We start from the raw sequence: 15,375 nt of genomic DNA, 5'->3' as shown, positions 1-15,375 counted from the left end.
TCATCCTCCCTGCATCGGGGCGAGCACTTCGACGTGGTCGCCGTCGTCGAGGCGCGTCCGCTCGCGCTGGCTACGAGGAACGAAGCAACCGTTGACGGCGGTGGCCACGGCGGCGCCCGACAGCGCCATCCGCTCCAGCAACGCGGCGAGGTTCGCCGCATGCGCCTGCGCCTCGCCATTGACGAAGATGGTCATGCGGCCTCCGCGTAGCGTGCCGACAACCGGTCGCCCAGCCTTTCCGCATACCACGGCGAAAGCAGGAAACCGTGCCGGTAGAGTCCGTTGAACGCGATCACCCTGCCCCTCTCGACCAGTCGCGGAAGGTTGTCGGGAAACGCGGGGCGAACGCCCGAGCCGAGCTCGACGATTTCAGCGTCGGCCAACGCGGGATGCAGCGCGTAGGCGGCGTTGAGCAGCTCCACCGCGGAGCGCACGGTGACCGGATGCCCGTCCGGACTCTCGACCGTGGTGGCGCCGACCATGAGCAGACCATCGTCGCGTGGGACGATGTATACGGGCGTCCGTGGATGCAACAGCCGCACGGGACGCGACAGGCGTACGTCGCGGCTTCGCAGGATCACCATCTCGCCACGCACGCCTCGCAGGTCAGGCAGATCGTCGCATGCCGCGAGGCCGCGGCAGTCGACGACAGGCACTCCGTCGAAGTCGCCCGGCCGAACGTCGCAGTCGTATTCGATGTGCCCACCGTCACGCTCGATCGCGGCGGCCGCCGCGAGAAGCGCCTTGCGCGGATCGAGGTGCGCCTCGTTGGCGAACCACAGCCCTCGACGGAAGCGGCCCGCGAGATCCGGCTCGAGCGCGGCGATGCCCTCGCCGTCGACCCATGCGTGATCGTGGGTCCGCATCGCCATGCGCTCGAGCTCCGCGCCATCGCGAGGAAGCGCGAGCACCAGGGTGCCCGCCTGCGTGACGCCAGGAACCCTCGCGGGCCACCAGGTCAGCGCGAGCTGGCCGCGCTCACAGACGGCGTGCTCGGCGCCGTCCCTCTCGCAGAACGGTGCGAGCATCCCGCCGGCCATCCACGAACAGGCGTTCCGTCCGATCGAGCGGGATCGCTCGTGGATGCTCACCCGTGCGCCGCGCGCCGAGAGCGCTAGCGCCGCGGACAGACCCGCGACGCCCGCGCCGATGATCGCCACGGGCATGCCTTCAAGCGGCCGGGACATACAACGCTCCGCCGCCCGCGAGGAATTCCTCGGACTTGGACGCCATGCCGGCGAGCGCCTCGGCATCCTGGCGAAGATCCTGCGAGATCTTCATCGAACAGAACTTCGGACCGCACATCGAACAGAAGTGGGCGACCTTGTGCGCGTCCTTCGGCAACGTGGCGTCGTGGTACGCGCGCGCCGTGTCGGGGTCGAGCGCGAGATTGAACTGATCTTCCCAGCGGAACTCGAAGCGGGCGCGCGAAAGCGCGTCGTCACGCAGCTTCGCGGCCGGATGACCCTTGGCGAGGTCGGCCGCATGCGCCGCGATGCGATAGGTGATCACCCCGACCTTCACGTCGTCGCGGTCGGGCAGCCCGAGGTGCTCCTTCGGCGTGACGTAACACAGCATCGCCGTGCCGAACCAGCCGATCATGGCCGCGCCGATACCGGAGGTGATGTGGTCGTACCCCGGCGCCACGTCCGTCGTCAGGGGACCGAGGGTGTAGAACGGCGCCTCGCCGCACAGCGCGAGCTGTTTCTCCATGTTCACCTTGATCTTGTGCATGGGCACATGACCCGGTCCTTCGATCATCACCTGACACCCGTGCTCCCAGGCGATGCGCGTGAGTTCGCCCAGCGTTTCGAGCTCCGCGAACTGCGCCGCGTCGTTCGCGTCGGCGATCGAGCCGGGCCGCAGTCCGTCGCCGAGCGAGAGCGACACGTCGTACTGGCGGCAGATCTCGCAGATCTCGCGAAAACGTTCGTACAGAAAGCTCTCGCGATGACCCGCGAGGCACCAGCGGGCCATGATCGAGCCGCCGCGGCTGACGATGCCGGTGACGCGGCGCGCCGTCAGCGGCACGTGCGCGAGCCGGACGCCCGCGTGGATCGTGAAATAGTCCACCCCCTGCTCCGCCTGTTCGATCAGGGTGTCGCGGAAGACCTCCCAGGTCAGCTTCAGCGGGTCGCCGCCGACTTTCTCGAGGGCCTGGTAGATGGGGACGGTTCCGATGGGTACCGAAGCATTGCGCATGATCCACGAACGGATGTTGTGGATGTTCCGCCCCGTGGAAAGATCCATCACGGTGTCCGCGCCCCAGCGCGTCGACCACACGAGTTTCTCGACCTCCTCGGCCACGCCCGAACTGACCGCGGAGTTGCCGATGTTGGCGTTCACCTTCACGAGGAAGTTCCGGCCGATCACCATCGGCTCGAGCTCGGGATGGTTGATGTTCGCCGGCAGGATCGCGCGTCCGCGGGCGATCTCGCTGCGCACGAATTCCGGTGTGACGAACGCGGGAATCTCCGCTCCGAAGTCCTCGCCGTCCGCGCGGCGCGCACCGGCGTCCTCGAGCGCCATCGACCGGCCGAGATTCTCGCGAAACGCCGCGTAGACCATCTCCTCCGTCACGATGCCCGCCACCGCGAACTCGAACTGGGTGACCGGCTGCCCGGTGCGTCCGCGATGCAACGGCACGCGGGCGGGACACGCCGCCACGACGGCGCCGGCGCTCTGGTTGCCGTTGTCTTCGGGCCTCACGGCCCGCCCCTCGATGCATTCGAAGTCGCGGCGCTCGATCCACGCTCGTCGCACGTGCGGGAGGCCCTTCGCCAGATCGATGACCACCTCGGGATCGGTGTACGGCCCCGACGCGTCGTACAGGTTCAGCGGCGCTTCCTTCGGATCGCTCAGGACCACCTGGCGGAACGGGACGCGCATGTCCGGGTAGCCCGGCGGCGAAAGATGGATCTTGCGCGAGCCGCGGATCGGGCCGGTGGTGACATCGGCCGGTGCGGCGTGGCTGGATGGCGTGCTGGAAATCATGGATCTCTTCTCCTGGAGGATGGGAGATCCGGGTGACGATCGTCAGGGCGCACGCCCTCGGCGCGCTGCATTCCCGTCCCTTCGCCGGCATGACCCGGATCAGGTTCAAAGGGTCCGGCTGCCGCCATCTCAGCCCTGCCAACGCAGGACACCCCTCGGAACGTGTCAGAGCCTACCGCAGATTTTCGGCGCGGCGAAAGCCCCCGGATGAGGAACCGCGTGAAGATCGGATCCGGACGGCGACGAACGCTGCGAGGGGAAGGTTGGAGCGTACCTGGGCGCGATAGGGCGCTCGCGAGAGGCCCCAATCGTGCCCAGGTGCGCTCCTACAGGCGAACGATCAGGGGATGATCTCTCCCTCGTCCATGCCGTCCCACCACGTGATACGGACGGCCTTCACCTTGATCAGCACCAGCCCGGGTGTGTCCACGCCGTCCTTGAACCAGCGTTCCAGATCGCTCTGCCAGTGGCGCTCGAGTTCGGCCTTCTCGCGAACGATCTGCCCGCGCCCCTCGACCGCCACGAACAGCGGCGGCTTGCCGAGCAGCGATTTGGAACCGGTGAACGACAGCGCCACGGCGGGATTGGCCTCGATCTCGCCGACGACGTGCGTCTCTTCCAGCGAGAAGAACCAGCTGTCGCCGTCGTATTCGACGTCGCCGTTGTTGCTCATCGGGCGTCCGGCGATCTCGCCGTTCGCCGCATGGGTCTGCAGCATCGCGAAATCGATGCCGGCCATTTTCTTCGAGAGGTCTTCGAGCGTCTTTATCGTCATGAGGGTCTCCTTGGTACGAGGAGACTGCGATGCGAAACGGCAGGACACCGTGAAAAGCGGGTAGCGCCCAGGTGGTCACACGGCGCGGTCACCGCGAGTCGTCCCGGATGTCAGCAGGAGGCGCCCTGCTCGCCCGCACCCTTCCGATAAAGGTGCGGCGTCGTGCCGACCGCGGCTTTGAACGACCGGGTGAAGTGTGCCTGGTCGTTGAAGCCGCATGCCACGGCGATCTGCGCCAGCGTGTCCGTGGTGCCGACGATCTGCCGGCATGCATGCTCGATGCGCTTCTTGTGGCGCCAGCGATGCGGGCTTTCACCGAACGTCGCCTTGAACGCGCGGCTGAAATAGCCCCGGGAGAGACGGCACGCGGAGGCGAGGTCCGAGATCGACAGGTTGTTGTCCAGGCGAGCGAGCGCGACCTTCTCCACGGTAGCGACCTGCCACGGCGCCAGTCCGTTGTGGGTGCCGGGCCGGGCCCGCACCGAAGCGGCGTGCCGGTGGAGCCGGAGCGCCTGTTCGATGTAGTAGGCGCAAGCGCGGCGGTCGGCGCGCTCCGTGTCCGCGATCTGCCGCAGCGCGAGCTGGAGCAGCCGCTGCACATCGTGTATCGGGGAACTTCCAACGCCCGCGGGCGCCGATGGAAGTGAGCTGTCGATTCGCATGAGGGTCACCATCTTCAGTGGTCGAAGACGGACCCGATGCTATCGAAGCGCCTCGCGCGTTTGACCCCCTGTATGGGGGGTCGCGTCGTCGATCGGCGAACCTTGCGTCGCATAGAAAAATCGTCCGCTTCCGCTTCCTTCAAGCCGCTTCGGAGCGGCATGACCTAGCCTCCGGGAGGAATCCCGCTCACCGCCTGACCGAGGAGACCGCCTTGAACGACACACCGAGCCTGCGTCCCGTGCCGATCGGAATCGATGCCACGGGTCGCCGCGAAGAATTCGACAGCATGGGAAAGGTTTCCGTGCCGGCCGACCGCTACTGGGGTGCGCAGACCGAACGCTCGTTGCATCATTTCGACATCGGCGGCGACCACATGCCCGTCGCGGTCTACCGCGCGTACGGGTACGTGAAGAAGGCCTGCGCACTGGTGAACGCGACGGCGGGACGGCTGCCGGCGTGGAAGCGAGACGCCATCGTGCAGGCCGCCGACGAAGCCATCGCCGGAAAACTCGACGCGCATTTTCCCCTGTACGTGTGGCAGACGGGGTCGGGCACGCAGTCGAACATGAACGTCAACGAGGTGCTGTCGAACCGCGCGATCCAGTTGCTCGGCGGCACGCTCGGAACGCAGCATCCCGTCGGCCCGAACGACGACGTCAACATGGGCCAGTCGTCCAACGATACGTTCCCGACCGCCATGCACGTCGCGACGGTGCTCGCCATCGACGAGCAGCTCATCCCGGCGGTGACACGCCTCGTCGAGGTCATCGAGCGCAAAGCCGACGAATGGATGACGGTGGTGAAGATCGGCAGGACGCATCTCGAGGACGCCGTGCCGCTGACCGTCGGCCAGGAGTGGCATGGCTGGGCCGGTCAGCTGCGCGCCTGCCTGGAGGCGATCGAAGCGACGCGAGGCGGACTCTATGAACTGGCCGTGGGCGGCACCGCCGTCGGCACGGGACTGAACGCGCCGCCCGGGTTCTCGCGCGATGTCGCCGCGAGCGTGGCGACATTGACGGGCAAGCCCTTCGTCACCGCGCCCAACAAGTTCGCGGCGCAGGGATCGCTCGACGCCATGGTGCGTGCGTCCGCGGGCCTCAGGGGCCTTGCCGTCGCGTTGATGAAGATCGCCAACGACATGCGCTGGCTCGCATCCGGCCCGCGCTGCGGGCTGGGCGAACTGAAGTTGCCGGACAACGAGCCGGGTTCGTCGATCATGCCCGGCAAGGTCAATCCCACGCAGTGCGAGGCGATCGTCATGATCGCGATCCAGGTGCTCGGGAACGACTCTGCCGTCGCCATCGCGGGCAGCCAGGGCAATTTCGAACTCAACGCCATGCGGCCGGTGATCATCAACAACGTGCTGCATTCCATACGCATCCTCGCCGACGGCTGCGATCGCTTCCGCGAGTTCTCCGTGGAGGGCACCGCGATCGTCCCGGAGAAGATCGCGCAGTACGTCGCGGGCAGCGTGATGCTCGTGACGGCGCTCTCGCCCGTCATCGGCTACCAGAACGCCGCGCACATCGCCGAGAAGGCCATCGCCGACGGAACGAGCCTGAAAGAGGCCGCGCTTGCCTCCGGACTGGTCGACGAAGCGCTGTTCGAGAAGACGATACGCCCGCTGGACATGGTCGGCCATGGCCTGGCCGGCGCCTGAAGGAGTACGACGATGATTCGATGCGTAAGAATGTGGACGGGGCCCGACGGGAACTCCCTTTTCGAGGAAGGCGAGCTCGATATCGGTGCGGGACTGCACGGCCGCGCGTCCGGCCTGCCCATCGCGGTCCGCGAGCTCTCGTTCCAGGAGACGGCGACGGGCGGTTCCTTCGAATGGCACCAGGACCCGCAACCCCAGTTCGTCATCACGCTCGCCGGCACCGTGGAATTCGAGGTGAAGTCCGGGGCGACGTTCACGATCCATCCGGGCGACGTGCTGATCGCGCAGGACGATTCGGGCAGCGGCCATCGCTGGCGCCTCATCGGAAGCGAACCGTGGCGGCGCGCGTACGCCGTCTATGACGCGAACACCCCACTCCATTTCACGGCGAAGAGGAACGAGGCATGAGCCAGGACAACGCGGCGCGCGTCGACGTGCTCCTCATCGGCGCGGGCATCATGAGCGCCACCACCGGCACGCTGCTCCACGCGCTGGATCCCACACTGAAGATCGCCGTGGTCGAGCGGCTCGAGGACTGCGGGCTGGAGAGCTCCATGGCCTGGAACAACGCCGGCACGGGGCATGCGGCGAACTGCGAGCTCAACTACACGCCGCAACGTGCCGACGGGAGCGTCGACATCGCGGACGCACTGAAGGTCAACACCCAGTTCGACGTGTCGCGGCAACTCTGGGCACACCTCGTCGAGAACGGCGCCATTCCCGATCCGCGCGCTTTCCTGCACCCCTGCCCGCACATGAGCTTCGTCTGGGGCGAGGAGAACGTCGCGTTCCTCAAGGCTCGGCATGCCGCCATGAGCGCGCACCACTGCTACCGCGGTATGGAGTACACGGAGGACCATGCGCGGATCGCCGAGTGGGCCCCGCTGATCATGGAAGGACGCGACCCGGACCAGAAAGTCGCGGCGACCCGGATCGTCACGGGCACCGACGTGGATTACGGCGCCCTGACCCATCTGCTGATCCACCATCTGCAGGGCGATGGCGTCGACGTGCACTACGACAGCGAAGTCACCGCGCTCGAACGTGCAAGTGATGGACGCTGGAACGTGACCTTCGGGAATACCTCGGACGGCACGCCACGGAGCCTGTCCGCGCGCTTCGTGTTCATCGGTGCCGGCGGTGCCGCGATCCGTCTGCTGCAGAAGTCCGGCATTCCGGAGGCGAAGGGCTACGGTGGCTTCCCGGTGAGCGGCATCTGGCTGCGTTGCGACGTCGACGAGGTTTCGGCGCGGCATCACGCGAAGGTGTACGGCAAGGCGTCCACCGGCTCGCCGCCGATGTCCGTGCCGCATCTCGACACGCGCGTGATCGACGGCAAGACGTCGTTGCTGTTCGGTCCCTATGCCGGCTTCTCGACCAAGTTCCTCAAGCACGGTTCGCCGGCCGACCTTCTCGAATCCGTCACGGCGCACAACATCCTTCCGCTGCTGTCCGTGGCGAAACAGAACGCCTCGCTCGAGGAGTACCTGATCGGCCAGGTCTTCCAGAGCGCGCACCACCAGTTCGAGATGCTCCAGGCGTTCTTCCCGAACGCGCGGCGGCCTCAGTGGAAGGAAGCCGTGGCGGGCCAGCGGGTGCAGATCATCAAGCCGGACGACGGCGACCTTGGCGGCCGGCTGATCTTCGGTACCGAACTCGTGGCCGCGGCGGACAAGTCGCTCGTGGCTTTGCTCGGTGCCTCGCCTGGCGCGTCCACCGCCGCGGCGATCGCGGTGGAAGTGCTGCAGACCTGTTTCGCGGACCGGCTCACGGATTCCGCGTGGCTGCCGAAGCTCCGGGCGATCTTCCCCACCTACGGCATCGACCTCACGAAGGACGCGGCGGCGTGCGATGCCACCCGGGCGGCCACCGCCGCCGTGCTGAAGATCGAGAACGTCGGGCCCTGAACGCGTCGGGCGGCGGACGAGCGATGGCCCGTGACCCATCGGGGAAGCGAGGCTACGATGCACGCCTGTCCTGCCGCTCCGACCGATCATGACCCAGCCCCCTCCAGCGTTGTCCGTCGCCTTGCTCGAGGACGACGAGGCACTGCGTGAACGCGTCCTCGCGCCGGAGCTGAAGACCTACGGTTTCGACGTGCGCACCGCCGGCCGTCCCGCGGAACTCGACGCCATCCTCGCGTCCGCGGCGGTCGACGTGGTCGTTCTCGATGTCGGCCTGCCCGATGAAGATGGGTTCAGCATCGTGCGGCGGCTGCGTAGCACGCCGTCGCTGGGCCTCGTCCTCCTGACGGCACGCGACGAGAACACCGATCGCGTGCGCGGCCTGGAAGACGGCGCCGATGCGTATCTGGCGAAACCCGTCGCCATACCGGTACTCGCCGCGACCATCCGCAGCGTGGCGCGTCGTCTAGCATCCGGCCCGTCGACGAGCACGGCGAGTGTCGGCGCGGACTGGACGTTCCACGACGGCGGGTGGGTCCTCCGCTCGCCCGACGGAACCTCGGTGGCGCTGACGGCGCATGAGCGCTGCGTGCTCCAACTCCTGCATGAACGGCGGGGTTTCGCCGTCGAGCGCGACGCTCTGATCGCGGCGCTGTCCGACGGGTCGGGCGATTTCGATCCGCACCGGCTGGAGATGACGATCCATCGGCTGCGCACGAAGGTGTCGCGCGCAAACGCCGGCACGCTACCCGTCCGTGCCGTACGCGCACGCGGTTACGTCATGCTGCCGCCGGACGCCCCGGCGACCGGAAGGCGTTGATGGCCATGCGTGCGGCCGCGTCCGCGGCGACGTCGCGCCGAGGTGCGATCACGACGAGGTGACCCGCTCCCTCGGGGATATCGGACGCCAGGATCACGTCGAGATCGTCGGCGATATGTTCGAGGATCGTCGAGGCTTCGCCGGCGCCGGCGACGGCCACGACGATGCAACCCATGTCCTCGAGCGCCGTCGACATGGCGTCGCGGCGCGCATCGTCGGATTCGATCACCATGACGCGGACCGTCGCGAGCGGCCGGTCCTCGACGCGCTCGGGCAGCCAGAGTTCGACCGTGGTACCCAATCCCGGCTCGCTCCTGATCGCGAGATCTCCGCCGTTCCGCACGAGCATGTCCTTGACCATCGCCAGCCCGAGCCCGGTCCCCTTGCCCGGCGCTTTCGTCGTGAAGAACGGCTCGCACGCGCGTCGCAGGATGGCCTCGGTCATGCCGGGTCCGCTATCCGTCAGGGCGACGCTGACGCCCATGATGTCGTCGCGCCTGCGTCGGCCGACGTGGACGACGAATCGTCCCGACGCACCCATGGCGTCGCGTGCGTTCGTCGCGACGTTGATCAGCGCGAGGTCGAAGTGGCTGCGGTCCATCCAGACCATCGAGGCGGCCGAGGCATCGACGTCGAGCGTCACGGCGGACGGGAAGATCTGCCGGAGCACCGGCCGGATATCGTCGATCGCCTGGGTGGCGTCGAAGCTTTCCGGCATGGCGCCGCCGCGCCGTGCGAACGCCGTGAGGCGGCGGACCAGCTCGCGGGCGCGCGTCGCCGCCGAACCGATGTCGCGGATCAGCGCGCGCAGCTCGCGCGGCTCGTTCACGGCATGGCTTCGCTCCGCCGCGCCCTCGACGATGGCGACGAGGTGGTTGACGTCGTGCGCGATCCCGCCCGAAAGACGCCCCACCGTCTCCATGCGATGCGCATAGAGCGTCATTTCCTGCGCGCGTTCGCGGGCCTGCATCTCCGCGCGCAGCGCCGCGTTCGCCGACAGCAGTTCGGCACCGGATTTCCTCGCTTCCTCGAGCGCCCCGCGCATCGCCCACACGCAGCGATCGAGCACGAGGGTGATCACGAAGTAGCTCATCGACATCGACGGCGCATTGGCCGCGCCGAGCCACGGACGGGGATAGTTCCGCGCGGTCAGGTGCACCACGTCGACGATGCCTCCGCCCCACATCATGAGGACGATGAGCGCGTAGATCGTCCACAACGAACGCCGGCCGAGGATGAGTCCGCCGAGCACGATGGTCAGCACCGGATAGGTCTGGTCCAGCATCTGCCGCGTCAGGCCGATCGACAGGTACATGATGGCCAGCGCCACGAGCATGGCCGTGACGAACCACTGCACCGCACGCCGCAGGCGTCCCTGGCGAATGAGCCACACGCAGAGTAACGCCGTCGTCCACACCATCACGTCGACGCCAAGGTCGACGACCATGTCCGGCCGCACCGGCGTCCTGACGAGGAACAGGTGATAAGCCCAGTTGAGCGGCAGCGTCACCATCATGAAGAGCAGCAGGAACTGGATCGCGGGGGCGTGCCGTGCATCGATGGGATCGGTGACGGGCGCCGCCTTCAACCAGGCGATGGCGGGACGAACGACGGGCATGGCAGGGCTCCGGAAAAAGTGAGCGTCCGTGAGGTTTCCGTGCGCGTACGTGCGTGTATTGCAGGCAGATGACGCCTATAAAAGACGCCGCCGTCACCGAGACGGCCCTGCTTCGCAGGCGAAACCAGAACCATCCGGGGAAACCACATGTCCTGCCTGCCATCCTCCCGGCACCCCCGTGCCGGATACGCACCACTGTTCCTTGCGCTTTGCGTCGCGCTTGCCCTGCCCGGCACGTCGAACGCCGCAAACGTCGATGGTAACGCGCCCGAACAGCAAGCGCCCACCGCGCGCGCAACGCAGGCGGCGGGAAGCAACTATTTCCAGGGCGACGGTGCCGCGGACGGCAGCGACGATGCACTGGCGCTGGGCGCGGGATCGGTCGCGGGCGGCGCCTCGTCCGTCGCGGCGGGCGATGCGAGCACGGCGCTCGGCTACTTTGCGCAGGCCTACGGCATCGGCGCGCTCTCGCTGGGCAGTTACTCCCTCGCCGCCGGCGCGCACTCGACCGCGATCGGCGACGGCGCGACGGTCACGGCTGACTATGCGTCGGCGTTCGGCGCGGGAAGCTCGGTGACCGGTACGTCGGCACTGGCCATCGGCGGGTACGCGGAAGGTTTCGACGACTATGGCTCGCCGGTGTCGCGCCTCACCTCCGCCTCGGGGCAGGCGGCGACGGCGCTCGGCGGCGGCGCGAACGCCAGCGGCGACTACGCCATCGCCGCCGGATTCGGCGCGAGCGCCTCCAGCACCAACGGCACCGCCATCGGCACCGGTGCCCAGGCGACGGGCGCCAGCGCGATCGCCATCGGCAGCGCGGGCCGCGATGCCACGGGTGCGCTGCTCGAATTTTCCCCCGGAACGCCACTGCTCGCGCCGAACGCCGCGGGACTCGCGTCGACATCGATCGGGTCGGGCAGCGAGGCAGGCGGCGACTACGCGACCGCGATCGGCGCCGGGTCGTTCGCGGAGGGCATGTACGCGTTCGCATCGGGCTATACCGCATACGCCGCGTCGCCCGACAGCATTTCCATGGGACGCCTTTCGGCGGCGACCGGCGACCGGGGTGTCGCGATCGGCATGTTCGCGCGCGCCGTGGACAACGAGGCGACCGCCGTGGGCGGTGCGCACGACTACGGGTTCGGCTCGTACCAGATCACCTCCGCCATAGGATTCCGGGCGTCGGCGTTCGGCAGCGGCGCCGTCGCGACCGGCGTTTCCGCGACGGCGCTCGGTTCCGCCGCGCAGGCGACCGGCGAGGACAGCATCGCGATCGGCAACTTCGCCGTGGCCAATCTCGAGCAGAAAGGCGCCATCGCCATCGGCGCGTATTCGCAGGTCGACGTCGAGGACGGCGTCGCGCTCGGCTCCGGCGCACGCAACTTCCGCGCCGGGACGGTCTCGTTCGGCAGCGACGGCAGCGACGGATCGCCGGTGCTCCGCCGGCAGCTCACCGGCGTCGCCGACGGCACGGACGATTTCGACGCGGTCAACCTCGGCCAGCTCAACCGTTCGCTGTCCGCCATCGGTGGCCCCGGTGCGAGTTACCTCATCCAGGGCACCGTCTACACGAGCCTGCAGGACGCCTTCGGTGCGGTCGACCGGACGCTGACATCGCTGGCGGACGTGTCGCAGGGACCGTCGTCGGGCGTGCCGGCCGGCACCGGTCCCGGCCTCGCCGTCGGGACGGGCAGCGCGGCGAGCGAGGCGTCGTCGGTCGCCGTCGGATCCGGAGCCTCCGCACCAGCCGCCAACAGCGTCGCGCTCGGCGCCGGTTCGGTCGCGACGGAGGCCGACACCGTGTCGGTCGGCACGCAGGGTCGCGAGCGTCGGGTCAGCAACGTGGCCGCCGGCGTGCACGCCACCGACGCGGCGAACGTCGGGCAGGTCGACGAGGCGTTGACCACGGCGCGCTCGTACGCGGACCAGGGCGACGCCACGACGCTGGCCAAAGCCAATGCATATACCGATGCGCGCATCGGCAGCTTCGGCGTCGGGCGGAACGAATTCGACGCGTTCCGCGACGAGACGAACCGCCGCTTCCGGTCGCTCGATCGCGATCTCAACCGTACGGGTGCGATGGGGCAGGCGTCGACGCAGATGGCGATCAACGCGGGCGGTGCGTCCACGCAAGGAGGTCGCATCGCCGTCGGCATCGGCACGCAGGGAGGACAGCAGGCCATGGCCGTGGGTTACGCGCGCTCCATCGGCGAACGCGCGCACGTCAGTGTCGGCGGGGCGTTCAGCGGATCGCAGAACTCCGCCGGCGTCGGCTTCGGTTTCGATCTTTGAGGACTTCCATGACCATCCTTCGCTCACTGACCTTCGTTGCCGCGCTCGCGGCCTGCCAGGCGACGCTCGCCGCACCCGCCTTCCAGACCCGTCTGATCGTCCGGATGCAACCCGGCGTCGCGTCGACCGCCGCCAACGCCGCCGCCGTGGTCTCCCGCGCGGCGCAGTCGCGCCTCCGTGGCGGCACCGCGCGGGCGACCGTCCGACCCGTCCGCACCCTCGCCAGCGGCTTCGACGTCGTGGCGATCGACGCGAAGCTTTCCGACGCCGCGCTCGCCGATCTCGTGAACGCGATCGCGGCCGACCCCGCGGTCGCCAGCGTGCGACCCGACCACCTCCGCCACGCGTACGCGAACGCGGCGACCCCGGACGATCCGTATTTCACGCGGTATCAATGGCACCTCCGTCCCGGCAACGGCAGCATGGAAACGATCGGGCGGGATGCGTCCGCCGTCGCCAACCTCGGCGGCGTCAACGCCGTCGACGCATGGCAGGTCGGCATCGGCAGCGGCACGACCGTCGCGGTCATCGACACCGGCCTGACGCATCATCCCGACATCGACCTGACACTGGGCGACGCCGGCTACGATTTCATTTCCAGCGGCTTCATCTCCGGGCGCGACACCGACGACCGTGCGCCGGGCGGATGGGACACCGGCGACTGGACCAGCGGCGCGCCGTACGACGCGCCGGGCGGATGCACGACGCCGGAGGCCGCCGAGGACAGTTCGTGGCACGGCACGCACGTGTCCGGAACCATCGCCGAACTCACGAACAATGGCATCGGCATGGCGGGTGTGGCGCCCGGCGCACGCGTACTCCCGATCCGCGCGCTGGGCCACTGTGGCGGATACGAGTCGGACATCTCCGATGCGATCGAATGGGCCTCGGGCGGCCATGTGGACGGCGTTCCGGACAACACCCATCCGGCCGACGTCATCAGCATGAGCCTCGGTGGCCCCGGCCAGTGCTATCCGGACTCGCCCGAAGCGATCGCGATCCAGAACGCCGTATCGCGCGGAATCACGGTGGTCGTCGCCGCCGGCAACAGCGCCGACAACGCCGCCGGCTACTCGCCGGCGAGCTGCCCCGGCGTCATCACGGTGGGCGCGGTGGGTGTCGGCGGCAGGCGCGCGTTCTACTCGAACTGGGGCAGCACCGTCACGGTGGCGGCACCCGGCGGCGGTGCGTATGCCGGCGACGCGGCGTCGGGCGAACTCGTCGACGCGGGCTTCGTCTGGTCGGCGGTCAACACGGGTGCGCACGAACCGGACGAGTCCACCGACGGCTATGCCTATGGCGGCATGGCCGGCACCTCGCAGGCCACGCCGCACGTGGCCGGAACCCTCGCCCTGATGATCGCCGCTGCGCGATCGGCCCAACTACCGGCGCTGACGCCCGGCCAACTCAAATCGCTCCTGGTCAGTACGTCGCGACCGTTCCCGAGCGCGCAGAATCCCTCGCTAGGCGCCGGGATCATCGACGCCAACGCCGCCATCCATGCGGCCGCCGGGACGCCACTGCCGCCGCCTCTGACGATCCTCACGCGCAACGTGCCCGTGACCGGCGCGGCGCTTCCGACGGGTGGTTCGAGCGCGTACGCCCTCGACGTTCCGACCGGCGCGCGCGCCCTCACCCTGAGGACGACCGGCGGATCGGGAGACGTCACCCTCTACGCGCGCCTGGGCCAGCTACCCGCCGCGGACGGTTCGGATGCGACGCTCGTCTCGCGGCATGCGGGCAACGCGGAAGTCGTGGCGTCGAGCTCGCCCGCGTCGGGTCGCTGGTACGTGCGTGTCGTGGGCGAAACGCAGAGCGCGAACTTCACCGTCGTCGGCTCGTTCGTACAGCCCTGAGGCTCGGCACGGATCGTCGGCCCACAGGCGTCACGGTAGCGCGGATATCGTAATCTTCCGGGCGGGGCGTTCCGCCCGACGAAAGGAGCATCACCATGCACGAGAACATCACCGTGACGACCGGCGACGGGCAGTTCGACGCCTTCGTGTCGTATCCCCAGGCCGAACGCGCACCCGCCGTCGTGGTGCTCCACGAAGTGTTCGGCGTCAACGACGACATCCGTCAGACGTGCGACGCGCTGGCCGGGCAAGGCTTCATCGCCGTGGCGCCGGAGTTGTTCTGGCGGCAGGAGCGAGGCGTCGACCTGAGCGTGACCTCCGAGGCCGACTGGAAGAAGGGCCTTGCGCTCTACATGGCGTACGACCGCGACGCGGGCGTCCGGGACGTCGTCGCGACCATGGCCGCGGCGGCGTCCCTGCCGCGCGCGAGCGGCAAGGTCGGCGTCATGGGTTATTGCCTTGGCGGCCTGATGACCTTCCTTACCGCCGCACGGCATCCCGTGGATGCCGCCGTGGCCTTCCACGGTGGCGACACCGACAGATACCTCGACGAGGCGGACGCGATCCGCGCCCCCTTCCTCATGCACCTGGCCGACGAGGACGAGTTCATCTCCCAGGACGCGCAGAACGCGATCAAGAAGGCGCTGGACGGCAAGCCCAACGTCACCATTCACAGCTACGCGGGTTGCAATCACGCGTTCTCGCGTCACGGTGGCGCGCATTACAACGCGGAGGCCGCCCGGACCGCGAACGACCGGACGTGGGCGTTCCTGAGGAAGCACCTGGGCTGACC

At 68.5% G+C, this 15,375-nt stretch carries 13 protein-coding genes and 1 riboswitch; of the genes, 7 read left to right on the top strand and 6 right to left on the bottom strand.

All coding sequences use genetic code 11. The features are described from left to right. The 5 genes from thiS to BMY69_RS12395 form a co-directional block, all read right to left on the bottom strand. Window positions 1-195 carry a sulfur carrier protein ThiS gene (gene thiS / locus BMY69_RS12415; protein WP_090178625.1) on the bottom strand — a complete coding sequence of 65 codons (195 nt, stop codon included), beginning with the start codon at window positions 193-195 and terminating at the stop codon, window positions 1-3. Further along, complete coding sequence (locus tag BMY69_RS12410; protein WP_255364542.1) at window positions 192-1,187, bottom strand: FAD-dependent oxidoreductase; 996 nt, start codon at window positions 1,185-1,187, stop codon at window positions 192-194. Before BMY69_RS12410 ends, thiS begins: the two co-directional genes overlap by 4 nt. Then, window positions 1,171-2,994 (bottom strand): phosphomethylpyrimidine synthase ThiC, encoded by a 1,824-nt coding sequence (thiC, locus tag BMY69_RS12405; RefSeq protein ID WP_090178622.1) that lies wholly within the window; start codon window positions 2,992-2,994, stop codon window positions 1,171-1,173. Before thiC ends, BMY69_RS12410 begins: the two co-directional genes overlap by 17 nt. Before the next feature lie 59 nt (window positions 2,995-3,053). Next, window positions 3,054-3,160, bottom strand: a riboswitch (TPP riboswitch). 174 nt (window positions 3,161-3,334) lie between these two features. Further along, window positions 3,335-3,769 carry a pyridoxamine 5'-phosphate oxidase family protein gene (locus BMY69_RS12400; RefSeq protein WP_090178620.1) on the bottom strand — a complete coding sequence of 145 codons (435 nt, stop codon included), beginning with the start codon at window positions 3,767-3,769 and terminating at the stop codon, window positions 3,335-3,337. Between the two features lie 110 nt (window positions 3,770-3,879). Continuing rightward, window positions 3,880-4,431, bottom strand: coding sequence for a helix-turn-helix domain-containing protein (locus BMY69_RS12395; protein ID WP_177191160.1), 552 nt, complete (start codon window positions 4,429-4,431; stop codon window positions 3,880-3,882). Window positions 4,432-4,643: 212 nt separating this feature from the next. Between BMY69_RS12395 and fumC the strand changes: the two genes are divergently transcribed. From fumC to BMY69_RS12375, 4 genes are all read left to right on the top strand, one after another. Beyond that, window positions 4,644-6,092, top strand: a complete 1,449-nt coding sequence (gene fumC, locus BMY69_RS12390) for a class II fumarate hydratase (RefSeq protein ID WP_090178614.1) — start codon at window positions 4,644-4,646, stop codon at window positions 6,090-6,092. Window positions 6,093-6,104: 12 nt separating this feature from the next. Continuing rightward, window positions 6,105-6,500, top strand: coding sequence for a cupin domain-containing protein (locus BMY69_RS12385; protein WP_090053126.1), 396 nt, complete (start codon window positions 6,105-6,107; stop codon window positions 6,498-6,500). Then, entirely contained in the window at window positions 6,497-7,999 is a 1,503-nt protein-coding gene (gene mqo, locus BMY69_RS12380; protein WP_090178612.1) for a malate dehydrogenase (quinone), read from the top strand. The genes BMY69_RS12385 and mqo overlap by 4 nt, the downstream gene beginning before the upstream one ends. 88 nt (window positions 8,000-8,087) lie before the next feature. Further along, window positions 8,088-8,816 (top strand): response regulator transcription factor, encoded by a 729-nt coding sequence (locus BMY69_RS12375; protein ID WP_090178609.1) that lies wholly within the window; start codon window positions 8,088-8,090, stop codon window positions 8,814-8,816. On the opposite strand, the gene BMY69_RS12370 is transcribed toward BMY69_RS12375, so the two are convergent. After that, window positions 8,776-10,434: a sensor histidine kinase gene (locus BMY69_RS12370; protein WP_090178607.1), complete on the bottom strand. Its 1,659-nt coding sequence runs from the start codon at window positions 10,432-10,434 to the stop codon at window positions 8,776-8,778. The genes BMY69_RS12375 and BMY69_RS12370 overlap by 41 nt on opposite strands. Window positions 10,435-10,581: 147 nt before the next feature. Here BMY69_RS12370 and BMY69_RS12365 point away from each other — a divergent pair, with 147 nt between their 5' ends. The 3 genes from BMY69_RS12365 to BMY69_RS12355 all read left to right on the top strand — a co-directional run bounded on the left by BMY69_RS12365 (window position 10,582) and on the right by BMY69_RS12355 (window position 15,373). Further along, window positions 10,582-12,726, top strand: a complete 2,145-nt coding sequence (locus tag BMY69_RS12365; protein WP_090178605.1) for a YadA-like family protein — start codon at window positions 10,582-10,584, stop codon at window positions 12,724-12,726. 8 nt (window positions 12,727-12,734) lie between these two features. After that, window positions 12,735-14,582 carry a S8 family serine peptidase gene (locus tag BMY69_RS12360; protein WP_090178602.1) on the top strand — a complete coding sequence of 616 codons (1,848 nt, stop codon included), beginning with the start codon at window positions 12,735-12,737 and terminating at the stop codon, window positions 14,580-14,582. Between the two features lie 95 nt (window positions 14,583-14,677). Continuing rightward, window positions 14,678-15,373, top strand: coding sequence for a dienelactone hydrolase family protein (locus BMY69_RS12355; RefSeq protein WP_090178599.1), 696 nt, complete (start codon window positions 14,678-14,680; stop codon window positions 15,371-15,373). Window positions 15,374-15,375 lie beyond the last annotated feature (2 nt).

Origin of the sequence: Luteibacter sp. UNC138MFCol5.1, assembly GCF_900110505.1 — a bacterium.
In the GTDB taxonomy this organism is placed as follows: domain Bacteria; phylum Pseudomonadota; class Gammaproteobacteria; order Xanthomonadales; family Rhodanobacteraceae; genus Luteibacter.
The sequence above is the reverse complement of the archived record's forward strand: the minus strand, read 5'-3'. Positions and strand labels throughout refer to the sequence as shown.

Coding starts and splice junctions, on each gene's coding strand:
- BMY69_RS12370 (WP_090178607.1), bottom strand. CDS start 10,434: ATGCCCGTCGTTCGTCCCGCCATCGCCTGGTTGAAGGCGGCGCCCGTC.
- BMY69_RS12410 (WP_255364542.1), bottom strand. CDS start 1,187: ATGTCCCGGCCGCTTGAAGGCATGCCCGTGGCGATCATCGGCGCGGGC.
- mqo (WP_090178612.1), top strand. CDS start 6,497: ATGAGCCAGGACAACGCGGCGCGCGTCGACGTGCTCCTCATCGGCGCG.
- thiS (WP_090178625.1), bottom strand. CDS start 195: ATGACCATCTTCGTCAATGGCGAGGCGCAGGCGCATGCGGCGAACCTC.
- BMY69_RS12360 (WP_090178602.1), top strand. CDS start 12,735: ATGACCATCCTTCGCTCACTGACCTTCGTTGCCGCGCTCGCGGCCTGC.
- BMY69_RS12385 (WP_090053126.1), top strand. CDS start 6,105: ATGATTCGATGCGTAAGAATGTGGACGGGGCCCGACGGGAACTCCCTT.
- BMY69_RS12375 (WP_090178609.1), top strand. CDS start 8,088: ATGACCCAGCCCCCTCCAGCGTTGTCCGTCGCCTTGCTCGAGGACGAC.
- BMY69_RS12355 (WP_090178599.1), top strand. CDS start 14,678: ATGCACGAGAACATCACCGTGACGACCGGCGACGGGCAGTTCGACGCC.
- BMY69_RS12365 (WP_090178605.1), top strand. CDS start 10,582: ATGTCCTGCCTGCCATCCTCCCGGCACCCCCGTGCCGGATACGCACCA.
- BMY69_RS12395 (WP_177191160.1), bottom strand. CDS start 4,431: ATGCGAATCGACAGCTCACTTCCATCGGCGCCCGCGGGCGTTGGAAGT.
- BMY69_RS12400 (WP_090178620.1), bottom strand. CDS start 3,769: ATGACGATAAAGACGCTCGAAGACCTCTCGAAGAAAATGGCCGGCATC.
- thiC (WP_090178622.1), bottom strand. CDS start 2,994: ATGATTTCCAGCACGCCATCCAGCCACGCCGCACCGGCCGATGTCACC.